Source organism: Ensifer sp. B1-9 (assembly GCF_050474445.1).
GTDB lineage: Bacteria > Pseudomonadota > Alphaproteobacteria > Rhizobiales > Rhizobiaceae > Ensifer.
In genome coordinates, this window is record NZ_JBCHVG010000003.1 from 155,916 (window position 1) to 169,033 (window position 13,118).

12 protein-coding genes and 1 tRNA gene are annotated in these 13,118 nt (G+C 62.9%); 6 read left to right on the forward strand and 7 right to left on the reverse strand.

The features are described from left to right. The first annotated feature begins 27 nt into the window (after positions 1-27). The 6 genes from selA (at position 28) to ACQ5BM_RS06525 (ending at position 5,486) form a co-directional block, all read left to right on the forward strand. On the forward strand, positions 28-1,443 hold the full coding sequence (selA, locus tag ACQ5BM_RS06500) for an L-seryl-tRNA(Sec) selenium transferase (protein ID WP_429809340.1): 1,416 nt from the start codon (positions 28-30) through the stop codon (positions 1,441-1,443). A 59-nt stretch (positions 1,444-1,502) separates the two neighbouring features. Further along, a complete protein-coding gene (locus ACQ5BM_RS06505) occupies positions 1,503-2,267 on the forward strand; it encodes a tetratricopeptide repeat protein (protein WP_429809832.1) in 765 nt (254 codons plus the stop codon). Continuing rightward, complete coding sequence (gene selB, locus ACQ5BM_RS06510) at positions 2,264-4,303, forward strand: selenocysteine-specific translation elongation factor (protein ID WP_429809343.1); 2,040 nt, start codon at positions 2,264-2,266, stop codon at positions 4,301-4,303. Before ACQ5BM_RS06505 ends, selB begins: the two co-directional genes overlap by 4 nt. 395 nt (positions 4,304-4,698) lie before the next feature. Continuing rightward, a complete protein-coding gene (locus ACQ5BM_RS06515; RefSeq protein WP_429809834.1) occupies positions 4,699-4,887 on the forward strand; it encodes a type II toxin-antitoxin system HicA family toxin in 189 nt (62 codons plus the stop codon). Between the two features lie 4 nt (positions 4,888-4,891). After that, positions 4,892-5,296 (forward strand): type II toxin-antitoxin system HicB family antitoxin, encoded by a 405-nt coding sequence (locus tag ACQ5BM_RS06520; protein ID WP_429809346.1) that lies wholly within the window; start codon positions 4,892-4,894, stop codon positions 5,294-5,296. Between the two features lie 94 nt (positions 5,297-5,390). Then, a tRNA-Sec gene (locus ACQ5BM_RS06525) sits at positions 5,391-5,486 on the forward strand. Positions 5,487-5,754: 268 nt separating this feature from the next. Here ACQ5BM_RS06525 and ACQ5BM_RS06530 read toward each other — a convergent pair. The 7 genes from ACQ5BM_RS06530 to ACQ5BM_RS06560 are packed head-to-tail and all read right to left on the reverse strand — an operon-like array spanning position 5,755 to position 13,104. Next, positions 5,755-6,648 (reverse strand): intradiol ring-cleavage dioxygenase, encoded by an 894-nt coding sequence (locus tag ACQ5BM_RS06530; RefSeq protein ID WP_429809349.1) that lies wholly within the window; start codon positions 6,646-6,648, stop codon positions 5,755-5,757. Positions 6,649-6,651: 3 nt separating this feature from the next. Continuing rightward, on the reverse strand, positions 6,652-8,406 hold the full coding sequence (locus tag ACQ5BM_RS06535; RefSeq protein ID WP_429809352.1) for an FAD-dependent oxidoreductase: 1,755 nt from the start codon (positions 8,404-8,406) through the stop codon (positions 6,652-6,654). Further along, positions 8,399-9,484, reverse strand: coding sequence for a branched-chain amino acid ABC transporter permease (locus tag ACQ5BM_RS06540; RefSeq protein ID WP_429809355.1), 1,086 nt, complete (start codon positions 9,482-9,484; stop codon positions 8,399-8,401). The genes ACQ5BM_RS06535 and ACQ5BM_RS06540 overlap by 8 nt, the downstream gene beginning before the upstream one ends. Positions 9,485-9,494: 10 nt before the next feature. After that, positions 9,495-10,358: a branched-chain amino acid ABC transporter permease gene (locus ACQ5BM_RS06545; RefSeq protein WP_429809357.1), complete on the reverse strand. Its 864-nt coding sequence runs from the start codon at positions 10,356-10,358 to the stop codon at positions 9,495-9,497. Further along, positions 10,345-11,067 (reverse strand): ABC transporter ATP-binding protein, encoded by a 723-nt coding sequence (locus ACQ5BM_RS06550; protein ID WP_429809360.1) that lies wholly within the window; start codon positions 11,065-11,067, stop codon positions 10,345-10,347. The genes ACQ5BM_RS06545 and ACQ5BM_RS06550 overlap by 14 nt, the downstream gene beginning before the upstream one ends. Then, the gene (locus ACQ5BM_RS06555; protein ID WP_429809363.1) at positions 11,064-11,783 is read right to left on the reverse strand and encodes an ABC transporter ATP-binding protein; all 720 of its coding nucleotides are present in this window, start codon (positions 11,781-11,783) and stop codon (positions 11,064-11,066) included. The genes ACQ5BM_RS06550 and ACQ5BM_RS06555 overlap by 4 nt, the downstream gene beginning before the upstream one ends. A 40-nt stretch (positions 11,784-11,823) precedes the next feature. After that, positions 11,824-13,104 carry an ABC transporter substrate-binding protein gene (locus ACQ5BM_RS06560; RefSeq protein WP_429809366.1) on the reverse strand — a complete coding sequence of 427 codons (1,281 nt, stop codon included), beginning with the start codon at positions 13,102-13,104 and terminating at the stop codon, positions 11,824-11,826. Positions 13,105-13,118 lie beyond the last annotated feature (14 nt).

The following is a 13,118-nucleotide window of genomic DNA, read 5'->3' on the forward strand; positions in this document are numbered from 1 at the left end:
GAGGCGCGCGCGCCAGGGAGAGCCGGAATGGACGCCAATGCCAGGTTGCGTGACATCCCCTCGGTGGACGAGCTTCTGAGATCGGCGCCCCTTGTCGAAGCGATCGAATGTTTCGGGCGGCGAGCTGTGACCGAAGCCTTGCGGAATGTCCTGGTCATGACCCGGGAGGACGTGCGTAAAGGCGAAGAGGTTCCCTCTCCGGACGCCATTGCCACGGCTGCCGTTGCGGCGCTCGAGGCAAATGATCGATCGACGCTGCGCCCGCTGTTCAACCTGACAGGAACAGTGCTCCACACAAATCTCGGCCGCGCTTTACTCGCGGAAGCGGCGATCGATGCCGCGATGGCGGCGATGCGCGAAGCTGTCGCGCTCGAATTCGACCTGGAGAGCGGTACACGCGGCGAGAGGGACGACCACCTGCGCGCGATCATCTGCGAGTTGACCGGTGCGGCGGATGCGACGGTCGTCAACAACAATGCCGCCGCCGTGCTGCTGACGCTGAACAGTCTGGCCGCCGGCCGGGAAGCGATCGTCTCGCGCGGAGAGCTTATCGAAATCGGTGGGGCGTTTCGCATGCCGGACATCATGCGGTGCTCCGGGGTCCGCCTCGTGGAGGTCGGCACCACCAACCGTACCCATGCCCGGGACTACAGGGATGCCATCGGTCCCGAAACGGGCCTGATATTGAAGGTCCACACCTCCAATTACCGCATCGAGGGCTTCACCAAGGAGGTCGGGGCGCGCGAGCTGGCGACAATCGCCCGCGAGCACGGGCTGCCGCTGATCAACGATCTCGGCTCCGGCACGCTGGCCGATCTCGACCGCTTCGGGCTCGCGCATGAGCCGACCGTCGCCGAAGCGGTCGCCGACGGCGCCGATATCGTCACTTTTTCCGGCGACAAGCTGCTCGGCGGACCGCAGGCCGGTGTCATCGTCGGGCGCGTCGACCTCCTCGAAAGGATCAACAGGAATCCGATGAAGCGGGCGCTGCGCCTAGACAAGATCCGCTTGGCGGCACTGGTGGCGACGCTCCGGCTCTATCGCGACCCGGACCGCTTGAGCGAGCGCCTTCCGACCATGCGCCTGCTCGCGCGTCCGCAGGCTGAAGTCCGCCAGCAGGCCGAGCGGTTATCCTCCCCGGTGGAGCGGGCGGTAAAGGGCGCATTCAAAGTCGCAGTCATCGATTGCGGCAGCCAGATCGGTTCCGGAGCCTTGCCGCTCGTCACCGTGCCGAGCGCGGGCCTGGCGCTTGCGTCATCGTCCGGCAGCGGCCGCATGCTTGCCGAACTGGCCGCGGCCCTGAGGCGCCTGCCGATGCCGGTCATCGGCCGCATCGAACGCGGGTCGCTCATCCTGGACTTGCGCTGCCTCGAGGACGAGCAGGGCTTCATCGCCAATCTCGCGCGTCTCGAGCCGTTGGCAGAAGAGGGAGCTTCATCGTGAACCTTCTCAACCGTCTCTTTGGAAGGCCGCCCAAGGGTGATGAGTACTCGGAACCACTCATGGCAACGGCGCTTGCCGCAGCGCGCAACGGTGACTACGAAACCGCTCTCGCCCTGTGGGGACCTCTTGCACAGGCGGGGAATGCCCGGGCCCAGAACAATATCGGCGCATGCTTTGCCGGCGGCTTGGGAGTCGCCCGGGATGCTGGCCTTGCGTATCGCTGGCTCAGTCTTGCTGCCGAGGCCGGCGATCCTGTCGGTCAGCGCAACCTCGCGTCGCTGCTCTTCAAGGGCGAGGGGACCACGCCGGACTACGAGCGCGCAGCAAGCCTGTACCGCCAGGCTGCCGAACAGAATGACGCGGAAGCGCAGGACATGCTGAGCTGGATGGCGCTCGAAGGGGATCTCATCGAGCCCGATATTGCCGAAGCCCGTCGCTGGGCGCTGGCTGCCGCGCAGAACGGTTCCGCGGCGTCAATGACGCGGCTCGGCATGCTCTATCACAATGCCATCGGGGTGGCGCGCGATCCGGTCGAGGCGACCTACTGGTGGCGGCGCGGCGCGTGCGCTGGCGATGCCGACGGGCAGGCGATGCTTGGCGCGGCCTATCATCTTGGAAGCGGCACAGTCCACGACCCTATCGAGGCCTTTGCCTGGTTGATAAGGGCGCGCGACGGAGGCAGTGCGCTGGCGGCGCCGTTCTTCGACGTCGTGCGCGCAGCGCTCAATGCCGAGGAATTGCAGGAGGCCGAGCGCCGAGCCTCGCTGCCGCTCTCGGAAGCGGTAGTGCCGCCTCAAGCCACGAATGAGAGGGATCAAAGGTGATCGTAGGCACGGCCGGCCACATCGATCATGGCAAGACGTCGCTCGTGCGGGCGCTGACCGGTATCGACACGGATCGGCTGAAGGAGGAGAAGGACCGCGGCATATCGATCGAGCTCGGTTTTGCCTACATGCCGGTCGAGGGTGTGGAGACGATCGGCTTCGTCGACGTGCCCGGCCACGAGAAATTCATCCACACCATGCTTGCCGGTGCCGGCGGCATCGATTTCGTGCTGCTCGTGGTCGCGGCCGACGACGGCGTCATGCCGCAGACGCGCGAGCATCTCGCTATCGTCGATCTGCTTGGCATCAAGCACGGCGTCGTCGCCATCGCCAAGGCTGATCTCGTGACGGACGCTCGCGTTGCGGCTGTCGAGCAGGCGATGCGCAACCACCTCAGGGGAACGGCGCTTGTCGATGCGCCCATGATCCCGGTTTCGTCGATATCGGGCAAAGGTGTGGCGACGGTTCGCGACGAAATCCTCGCCGCGGCGCGCCGTTTCGCGCGGCGGCAGGCAGGCGGATCCTTCCGCATGGCCATTGATCGCTCCTTTACCATCCAGGGCGTAGGGACGGTCGTCACCGGAACCGTTCTTTCGGGTCAGGTGTCGATCGAAGATCATGTCGTCGTCAGCCCTTCGGGCCTCAAGGCGCGAGTGCGCTCAATCCACGCACAGAACAGACAAAGCGAAACCGGTTGCGCTGGTGATCGCTGCGCGCTCAACCTTGTTGGTCCCGCCATCACGAAGGCGGCAGTCGGCCGCGGCGACGTGGTCTGCGACCCCGGCCTACATGCGCCGACCGACCGCATCGACGCAACTTTGCGCGTGCTTGACTCCGAACCGAAGCCGATCGGGCATTGGTTTCCGGTGCGGCTTCATCACGCCTCCGTGGAAGTCGGAGCCCGCATCGTCCTCTTGGCCGAACAGGCCGTGTCACCAGGAACGCGCGCGCGCGTCCAACTCGTGTTGGACCGGCCGATCGCGGCGGCCGCCGGCGACCGCTATGTTGTTCGCGATACGTCAGCCCGGCGCACGGTCGGCGGCGGTCGGTTTCTGGATTTGCGGGCCCCCGCAAGGAAGCGCCGCACGCCGGAACGGATGGCGCAACTCGATGCCCTCTGCTTGAGCGAAGTACGACAGACGATCGAGGCGTTGCTCGCCATTCCACCCTTTTTCATCGACATCGGCGCCTTCGGCCGCGATCGGGCGATTGCTGCCGCAGAAGCGCAAGCTCTGGCGCGATCCTTAGGCGCGATTGAACTGCCATCGGAGGCCGTCAGGCTCGTCATGTCCTTGCAGAGCTGGGAGAAACTCCGAAGCGACATCCTCGCCCGGCTCGCGGTCTTCCATGCGGAAAATCCGGATTTGCTGGGCATGGGTGTAGAGCGGCTGCGGACAGCGCTTCCACTGCGTCTTCCGGTCCCTGCGTTTCGTGCGGCCCTGCAGGCGCTCGTCACGCCAGGAGAGATTGTGGTGGATGGCGCCTGGGTACGGCTTGTCGAACATCAGGTGACCATGAGCCTGGCCGACGAGCGGCTCTGGCGTCAGATCGAGCCCCTGCTCGGCGGATCCGAACGGTTCCGCCCGCCACGCGTGCGCGATATTGCCGTATTGCTGGCGATCCCGGAGGTGCAGGCGCGTCGTCTCCTGAAACTCGGCAGCCGCATGGGCCGCGTGCACGAAGTGGCGCATGATCATTTCTTTCTGCGCCAGGTGGTTGCCGAGATGATCGCTGTCACGGCAGAGATCGGTGCGGCCGCCGACCAGGGCTGGTTCACTGCGATGCAATTTCGCGATCGCCTCGAAAACGGCCGCAAGGTTGCTATCCAGATCCTTGACTTCTTCGATCGTCACAGCGTCACCTTCAGACGCGGGGACCTCCGCCGCCTCAACCGAAGCCGTCTGGATTTCTTCGGCAAATTGCCGAATGCTGTTCCTACAGCGCCGCGCGTCTTATCAGACGCGCGAGGAGGAGATGCGTCCCCGGTGGGGCGTCCGGACTTCAAATTGGATCGCCATCGTCCTTCCTCGTCCTGACCCATCCTTCAAAGTGCTGGAAACTCCAGTGTTATCGTTGGCCCGATGTTAATTTGTGTTACTGGATCGCCAGTTTTTAGGCAGGTAAGCGGACGCCTTACGATCGGACCGTCAACGATTTGCGCGAGGCGATGGAGGCTGTCGGCGTTATCTTCCAAGCTGGAGGCGAGATGGTCGACGGCGGGGCAGGTGTCCGGCTATCGAAGGGCTAGTCTTAATCACGCCACCTTCTCTGAAGTCGCCGTGTAGGGAGCCTATTTTCGCCGATCAACCGTTTCGCAGATATTGAGCACCGGAAATAGCTTGCCAAAACATTCCTCGCTGCAGCGAGGCTTTGTCACGCGCGGATTGACAAATTTGTTGAGTAATACACACGAGTGTGTATATATATGCACATGAAGAGCGGCGACATCATTGCGGTACTGCAGGAAGATGGCTGGTACGAGGTCGCTAGAAAAGGCAGCCACGTTCAGTTCAAACATCCCGAGAAGCTTGGCCGGGTCACCGTTCCTCACCCAAAGAGGGATTTGCCGATCGGCACCCTCAAGAGCATAGAAAAACAATCCGGCCTGAAACTGAGGTAAGACCATGCGCAATTATATCGGATTGATCCACAAGGACGCCGAAAGCGACTACGGTGTTTTCTTTCCCGATTTTCCTGGCGTCGTAACTGCCGGTACCGATCTCGATGACGCGCGAGCCATGGCAGAGGAAGCCTTGGCGCTGCACATCGAAGGCCTTGTAGAAGATGGAGAAGCAATTCCGGAGCCATCCACTCTTGAGGATGTTATGGCTGCCCCTGAGAATAAGGATGGTGTCGCGATTTTGGTTGCGCTCAAGACAGAGGCCAAAAAGGCTGTTCGTGTGAATGTCACACTTCCGGAAGATGTGCTTCGGCAAATTGATGAATATGCCGAGTCACAGGGGCTCACCCGTTCCGGCTTCCTCGCAAGGGCGGCTAAGCACGAGATCAACCGCGCGATAGCGGCATAGACCGTATGTTCACGAGGTGAGCGCGGCCGGCCCGCGGTAAGCTGAATTCGAGGGTTGCTCTGGATTGGCCGGAGCCGAGCCCCAAGCTTAGCTTGGAAGAGCTTCATGCCCGGTGGCATGTCCGGACTTCAAATCCGGGAGGGGCTGACAGACGGTCCCTGGTGGGTTCGACTCCCACTCTCTTCCGCCATTGCGGAACCTCACCCTCGCGTCGGCGCATCCGAAGACGACCCGCTTCTTCGTCCAGGGCACTTCGCGCCACCACAGCGCCGCGCGTCTTTTCAGACGCGCAAAGGTCGCTGTAGTATTTGAATTGCTGCATGTTTTTGTCCTTTAATCGGGTACGATTAAAGGAACATGCAGTAGTGTTGGGCGTCGTTGTGCCGCGGATGGGCTCGCGGCCTCAGCGAAGATACTTTTCCGCATCACCTCAGCGCGGAAATGGTCTCCGGATCGGGTCAGCGAGTGCCACCCTTTGACCGCGCCAGCACGAAGTCGTGGTTCACTTCCCAGAAGCGATCGGAGAATCCGTATTCCTTGGCGCGAGCCGGGTCCTCGACGTGCCGGAAAGTCGCGAGCAGGCTCTGCTTCACACCGAAGACCGCATCCGAATGGATATACGGATCATCTGGATCGAAGATGTGGGTAATAAGCGTCTCGTACCCGTCGGCCTTGATGATGTAGTGGAGATGGGCCGGGCGGTTGGGGTGGCGGCCCAGATGCTCCAGCATCCGGCCGACCGGACCGTCATTCGGGATCGGGTAGTATTTCGGCTTTACCGCTCGGAACCAATATTCGCCGTTTGACCCCGTGCGAAAGACGCCGCGCAAATTGAATTCCGGCTGGATGCCCTTCTGCTGCACGTCATAGAAGCCTTCGTCATTGGCCTGCCAGACGTCGATCACCGCATTGGCAATTGGCCTGCCCTCGGTGTCGAGGATGCGTCCGCCGACGACCATCTCCTCGCCCTTCTGGTCGAGGCAGATGTTGGCTCCCATCTCGAGCTCCGGCGCATCCTGCACGTGAAACGGACCGAGCACGGTGCTTTCCGAGGCACCCGACGGTTTGCGGTTGTTGATGGCATCGACAAGCATCGAGACGCCGAGCGTGTCGGACAGCAGGATGAACTCCTGCCGCCATTCGTTGCACATCTGCCCCGTGCGCGTGAGGAAGAGGATCGCCTCCATCCACTCGTCCTGCGTCGGCTCGATTTCCCGCACCGCCTCGTGCAGCTTGCGCGTGACCACTTCCATGATCTGCTTCAGCCGCTCGTCCTTGGCGTTCTTGTTGCGGCCGGTGACGACCTCGATCGAGTTTTCTTCGGTGAAGAAGCCTTTCTCATGCGCTTCCATGGATCACCTCCCAAGGATTGATGTCATGACCCGGCGAAGGTCTGCGACGGGATCTGCCGGCAGCACTTTCGAGCGCCAGCAGACATGATGGTCAGGACGCACGAGAACGATGCCGCTGTCGCGCACTTCGCTGAGTGCGGCCCAGTCGCCGGTGAAATCATCCCAATGCTGCCGCGCGCCGATGGCGTGGGCCGCAATATCGACACCAAGCTCGTGGCTGACGATCTTCGCCGCTTCGATCCAGCCCTGTCCGCCGATCCCGGTGAGCACGGTGAACCGCCCGTGGCCGGTGAGATCGAGCGTCGAGGCTTTCTTGCCGTCATTCGAGAAGACCCAGGCATGCGGCAGTCGGGCCCCCGGCCAGGTGGTCTGCTGGAAATGTAGTTCCGGGTCCTTGGTAAAGGCAGGCTCGGGCTGACCATCGGTAACGATCGCATCCGAACGATAGCGCTGGTTCATCTCGACGCCGTGGGCGTCGAACTCGTAGACCTTGGCGGCGATTGCCTTGCGGATGCCGGCGCGCTGTTCTTCCGCCGCTGGCGTATCGCGGCAGCGCCCGTCCATGTTCTGCTGCATCTTCACGGGATCGATGGAATCGAGCAGGCCGAGTGCCTTGAAGATCGGGCCGAACTCTTCAATCGACTTGTTGGCGCGCGTGACGATCTGCTTGGCGACCGGCGCCCGCTCCGCGGTGTAGGTATCGAGCAGCGTTTCGCCAGCCTGGCCCTTCAGCACGAAGGCGAGTTTCCAGGCAAGGTTGAAGGCATCCTGGATCGAGGTGTTCGAGCCGAGCCCGTTCGATGGCGGATGGCGGTGCGTGGCATCTCCCATGCAGAAGACGCGTCCGTTCGACATCGTCGTCGCGTACATATTGTTGACCGTCCAGGTTGAGACCTGCTTGATCGTGACATCGAGATCCTGCACGCCGACCAGGTCGCGCACCACCTTCTTCGCGTGGGCTTCGTCTACGGCCGGTGCCGGCTGGTTGATGTCGTATCCCCAGACGATCAGCCACTCGTTCCAGGGGCGGACCATGCGCACGAGGCCCATGCCGATACCGCCGACGTCGGCCCCCGGTTGCAGCACCCAGTAGAGCACTGAAGGGCGATGCGCGACATAGCGCGACAGGTCCGCCTCGAAGAGGATGTTCATCGATCCGGCAACACCCATCCGGCCCTCGAAGCTGAGCCCGGCATGCTCCGCGACCTTCGAATTGCCGCCATCCGCGCCGATCAGATATTTCGAGCGAACGGTGAATTCCTTGCCGGTCAATCGGTCGAGACAGGTCGTGGTAACCCCGTCGTCATCCTGCACATGGCTGAGATACTCCGTCGACATCCGCGCCTGGGTACCGCGTGCACAAGCCGTCTTGAACAGCAGCGGCTCCATGAAAGTCTGCGGCAGGTCGTTCATCTGGCTCGGCGAGGAAAGCTGATGTTCGGCGCGTGAGACCGGATGTTTGCCCCAGCTTTTCATGCGGCCGATCTCTTCGCCGGCAAGCGAGGTGCAGAAGACGTTCTCGCCCATCAGGTCCTGTTCGGCCGCGAACATATAGGCTTCGTCCTCCACGTCTCGGCCGAGATCGCGCAGCACCTCCATCGTGCGCTGGTTGGTGATGTGGGCGCGTGGCGTGTTCGCCAGCCAGCGGTAGCGGTTGATCACGATGTTTTCGATGCCGTAGCTCGAAAGCAACGCGGCGGTGGCAGACCCGGCCGGCCCCGTGCCGATGATGAGTACGTCGGTTGTGATGTCAGCCATTTGGTCCTCCCTTAGGCGTGTGTGCAGATGGTCCGCCGATCAACGTGCGGCGGACCGGAAAGAGCTGGATGCCGGTGCGATCGGAGAACAGGCCCCAGAGACCGCGCGGCGAAAAGAGCATGATGAGAATGCCGATGAGACCAAGGACCAGCAGGTACCAGGAGCCATAATCCGCGAAGAGCTTCTGCAGCAGGAAGAAGAGAACGACGCCGACGATCGGCCCTTCGATGGTGCCGATCCCGCCGATCACGACGATGAAGATGACATAGGCCGTCCAGTCGGTGACGGAAAAGGCCGCGTCGGGTGAGATGCGCGCCTTCTGCACATAGATCAGTGCACCGGCCACACCGGTGACGAATGCCGTCGCAATATAGACCAGCGCCTTCATGCGCCGGGCGTCGACGCCGACGGCCCGGGCAGCCTGCTCGTTGTCGCGCACGGCTGCGAGCCCGAGCCCCTGCTTGCTGCGCAGCAGGCGGTAGATGAAGCCGATGGTCGCGAGCGCCAACAGGAGTGCGATCCAATAGGTGAGGGCGTCGCTGGCCGCGGCCGCCTTCATGCCGAAGAGGTCGCCGATGACGTCAACGCCGGCCATATCGTGCGTGGCATCGCGCGGTAGCGACGTGCCGGTGCCGCCTCCGAGCGCCTTCCATTGGGCAAGCAGCAGCCGCACCACCTCGGCCACCACCCAGGTACCGATGGCGAGATAGGGACCCTGCAGGCGGAAGGTAAAAAAGGCCGTCGGGACGGCGAGAAGTGCTGAAAGAGCGCCGGCAATCAGGATGGCGGCGATCGGATCGAGGCCCGCGAGAATGACCGCACCGAACATCGCATAGGCGCCGAAACCGACGAAAACCTGCTGGCCGACGGAGATCAGCCCGGCATAGCCGGCAAGCAGGTTCCAGTTCTGCGCGAGGACAAGCATGGTCAGAATAAAGAAGAGATCCTGCACGACGCCGCGGGAGACGATGAGGGGAGCTGCAATCGCGAGCGCGAGGCCGGCGAATGCCGCCAAGGCTGCAAGCAATGAGGTTCCGCTGCGCGTTTCGACCTTGAAGGACGGAATGGCTATGGACATCGGCTTGACCTCAATCGACGGCGCGGGGAAATAGCCCGCGCGGCTTGATGACGAGAACGGCGAGGAAGGCGAGGTGCCCGGCAAGGATCTGCCATTCCGGATTGACGGCCGCCCCAAGCGTCTGTGCAACGCCGAGGATGACTCCGCCGGCAAGTGTTCCCCAGAGCGAGCCGAGGCCGCCGATAATCACCGCTTCGAAGGCGTAGATCAGCCGCGACGGACCCGACGTCGGATCGAAATTGGCGCGCGTGCCAAGATAAAGCGCGGCGATCGTCACCACGACCATGGCAAGCCCGGTCGCGGCCGCGAAGATGCGTTGCGGGCGAATGCCCATCAGCCCAGCTGTCACGATATCGTCGGAGGTTGCCCGGAAGGCGCGTCCCAGCGCCGTCCGATAGATCAACTGGTTCAGCGCGAAGATGACGGCGAGCGCCGAGAGAAAAGTCATCAACGGCATCAGGCCGATGTTGAGCGGGCCGAGACCGGTCGACGCACTCTCCAGCGCACCGACGGAGACACGACGGCTATCGGCGGAAAACGCTTCGAGCAGGCCATTCTGGAGGACGATGGAGATACCGAAAGTCACGAGCAGCGGTGGCAAGACGTCCTTGCCGAGGGTGCGATTGAGCACAAGATACTGCAGTGCCCAACCGACAACGAACATCAGCGGCGCGGCAATGAGTGCCGCGAAAAATGGATTGAGGCCGAGCGCCGAGGTCAGCAGAAGGATCAGGAAGGCGGCAAGCACGATCAGGTCGCCATGGGCGAGATTGACGAGCCGCATGATGCCGAAAACCAGGCTGAGGCCGGCGGCAAACAGAGCGTAGAGCCCGCCAAGCAGAACGCCCTGCACGATCGTGTCAATGAAGCTCATGGCGCGGCGCTCCGAAATAGGCCTGATGGATCTGCTCGCGGGTCAGAGCCTGCGGACTCCCGGACAACGTCACCCGCCCTTCCATCAGGCAATAGACCTGGGTTGCGACCTTCAGCGCCTGGGCGATGTCCTGCTCGACGATGACGATCGAAGCACCGGTTTCGCGGATGCGCGGGAAAGCGGCATAGATGTCGCGAACGACGACTGGCGCCAAGCCGAGACTGATCTCGTCGCAGAGCAGCACGTCCGGGTTGGACATCAGCGCCCGGCCGATTGCCACCATCTGCTGCTGGCCGCCGGAAAGGGCTGTCGCTGGGTTGTTTCGACGCTCGCGCAGGATCGGGAAGAGCTCATAGACACTCTCGAGCGTCCAAGGTCCCTCTCCCTTGCGGCCATAGGCGCCGATCAGCAGGTTTTCCTCGACGCTCAGCGACGGGAACAGCCGGCGTCCCTCGGGCACCATGGCGATGCCGCGGGCAAGAACGTCGGGTGCTGCCAGCGCACCGATCGGTTCATCGCGATAGACGACCATGCCCGGCTCGCTCGCGAGAACGCCGGAGATGGCGCGCATCAGGCTGGTCTTGCCCGCGCCATTGGCCCCGATGATCGCGACGGTTTCCCCCTTGGCAACGGCGATATCAACGCCGAAAAGTGCCTGGAAGTCGCCGTAGAAGGCCTTGAGGCCTCTGGTTTCGAGCATCGCCGTCATAGCTCGATCCCCAGATAGATCTCCTGGACCGCACGCGATGCCATGAGCTCGTCGGGTTTTCCGATGCCGATCACCTTGCCGAAGTTCAGAACCAGCAGCCGCTCCACCACCGAGGTCAGCGCATGCAGCACATGTTCGATCCAGATGACGGCCACGCCCTTCTGCTGGATGGCACTGATGGTCGAGACAAGCTGGTGGCATTCGGCTTCCGTCAAGCCGCCGGCGATCTCGTCCAGCAGCAACAGCCTGGGCTCGGTGGCGAGCGCCCTTGCCAGTTCCAGCCGCTTGCGCTGCAGCAGGGTAAGGCCGCCGGCCAGAACATTCGCCTTGTCGAACAGGCCCGTGTCCACCAGGATCTCGGCGCAGCGGTCACAGGCCTCCGCCTCGCGCCGCCGCGCGCCGAAACTGCCGGCGACGAGCAGGTTCTCAAAGACGGTCAGTTTTTCGAAGGGCTGGGGGATCTGGAAGGTCCGCCCCATGCCCGACAGACAGCGGCCCATCGGCGGTGTTCGGGTGACATCCACGCCGCCGAAGCGGACGGTGCCGCTGTCGGGGGCGATGTTGCCGGTAATCAGGTTGAACAACGTCGATTTGCCGGCACCGTTCGGCCCGATGATGCCCAGCGCCTCGCCCTCGCCGACCGAGAGGCTGATCTCGTCGGCAACCGTCAGCGCGCCGAAGCGCTTCGAGACCCGCTCGACTTCTAACAGAGACATGCCTGACCCTCCTCGGTCACCGTCCCACGCCTAGAGGCGCTCAAACGATCGCTTCCATTTTCCCGCCGGCGGGAATGTTCGGCGCCGTCTTGTTGTCGGTGATGACGAGGTCATAACCGCCGCTGTCCTTGAGCCGCCATTGACCGCCGACGAGCGGCGTCTTGGCCACGTTTCGTGCGGCAAAGGGCGGCAAGCCTTTGCCGTCCCAGGCGACGGGACCGACGAGCGTATCGAGCCTGGTGGCGGCAATCGCCTGAGCCAGCGCATCGCCGTCGGTCGGATCGTCGGCCCGCGTAACTGCGTCGACGGCCAGTTCGAAGAGGGCGTGGGCAAAACCGATCGGCTGGGTCCAGGGCCGGCCGGTCGCCTTGGTGAAGGCTTCGGCCACTTGAGCGGATGTCTCGCCAGTCAGCGATGAGGCGAAAGGATGGCTCGGCGACCACCAGACTTCCGACGAGAGATTATGCCCGGCCTTGCCCAGCGCTTCGACTGCCTGCGGAAAGAGCAGGGCCTTGCCGATCGAGGCGACCTTCGGCACGAAACCCTGCTGTTTGGCCTGGTTCCAGAAGGTCGTGAAATCAGGGGGGATGACCACACCGGTGACGATCTCGCATCCGCCCGATTTGAACGCATTGATCTGCGCCGAGAAGTCGTCGGTCATGTTCTGGTAGCGGCCAGGATCGGTGAGCCCGTAACCCAGCTTTTCGAGGACCGGAGGGAAACCCACGGTCCCGTCGCCCCAGGCATTGCCGTCGCCATCGTTGGGAAAGAGCCCGCCGACCTTGTGGTTCGTCTCCACCTGAGCCCACATGTTGGTGAAGACGGCGATCACATCCTCGAGACCCCAGAAGAAGTGATAGGCATAGTCGAACGGTTTCCAAGAAGCTGGATCGCCGGGATTGCCTTGCTGGCCAATGAACCAGGGCTGCCATGGCGCAACCGTCGAGATGCAGGGTATCTGCTCGGCTTCGCAGGTGGTTGCGACCGGGTTCGTCGTCTCCGGCGTTGAGGCGACAAGGACGAGATTGACCTCGTCATCGACGATCAACTGCTTGGCGACTTCCGCCGCCCGGTTGGGGTTCGACTGGCTGTCCTTGACCACAATCTCGAAGTTCTGGCCCTTGGCCTTGGTTGTCGCCAGGAAGGCGTCGATCACGAATTTGTCGGCTTCGCCGAAGGCGGCGAGCGGCCCGGTCTGCGGGCTCACATAGCCAAGCTTGATTGCCGTGTCCTTGGCGATCGCCGGCATCGAAAGTGCCGATGAAAAGGCGACAGCGCCACCTGCGGCTGTCGTCTTCAGAAAATCGCGTCTCGTCAGCATGGTTCCTCCTCCCA

Excerpts from the sequence above, each read along its gene's own strand:
- ACQ5BM_RS06535 (WP_429809352.1), bottom strand. The coding sequence starts at position 8,406 with ATGGCTGACATCACAACCGACGTACTCATCATCGGCACGGGGCCGGCC.
- selA (WP_429809340.1), top strand. The coding sequence starts at position 28 with ATGGACGCCAATGCCAGGTTGCGTGACATCCCCTCGGTGGACGAGCTT.
- ACQ5BM_RS06520 (WP_429809346.1), top strand. The coding sequence starts at position 4,892 with ATGCGCAATTATATCGGATTGATCCACAAGGACGCCGAAAGCGACTAC.
- ACQ5BM_RS06540 (WP_429809355.1), bottom strand. The coding sequence starts at position 9,484 with ATGTCCATAGCCATTCCGTCCTTCAAGGTCGAAACGCGCAGCGGAACC.
- ACQ5BM_RS06550 (WP_429809360.1), bottom strand. The coding sequence starts at position 11,067 with ATGACGGCGATGCTCGAAACCAGAGGCCTCAAGGCCTTCTACGGCGAC.
- ACQ5BM_RS06530 (WP_429809349.1), bottom strand. The coding sequence starts at position 6,648 with ATGGAAGCGCATGAGAAAGGCTTCTTCACCGAAGAAAACTCGATCGAG.
- ACQ5BM_RS06555 (WP_429809363.1), bottom strand. The coding sequence starts at position 11,783 with ATGTCTCTGTTAGAAGTCGAGCGGGTCTCGAAGCGCTTCGGCGCGCTG.
- ACQ5BM_RS06560 (WP_429809366.1), bottom strand. The coding sequence starts at position 13,104 with ATGCTGACGAGACGCGATTTTCTGAAGACGACAGCCGCAGGTGGCGCT.
- ACQ5BM_RS06545 (WP_429809357.1), bottom strand. The coding sequence starts at position 10,358 with ATGAGCTTCATTGACACGATCGTGCAGGGCGTTCTGCTTGGCGGGCTC.
- ACQ5BM_RS06515 (WP_429809834.1), top strand. The coding sequence starts at position 4,699 with ATGAAGAGCGGCGACATCATTGCGGTACTGCAGGAAGATGGCTGGTAC.
- ACQ5BM_RS06505 (WP_429809832.1), top strand. The coding sequence starts at position 1,503 with ATGGCAACGGCGCTTGCCGCAGCGCGCAACGGTGACTACGAAACCGCT.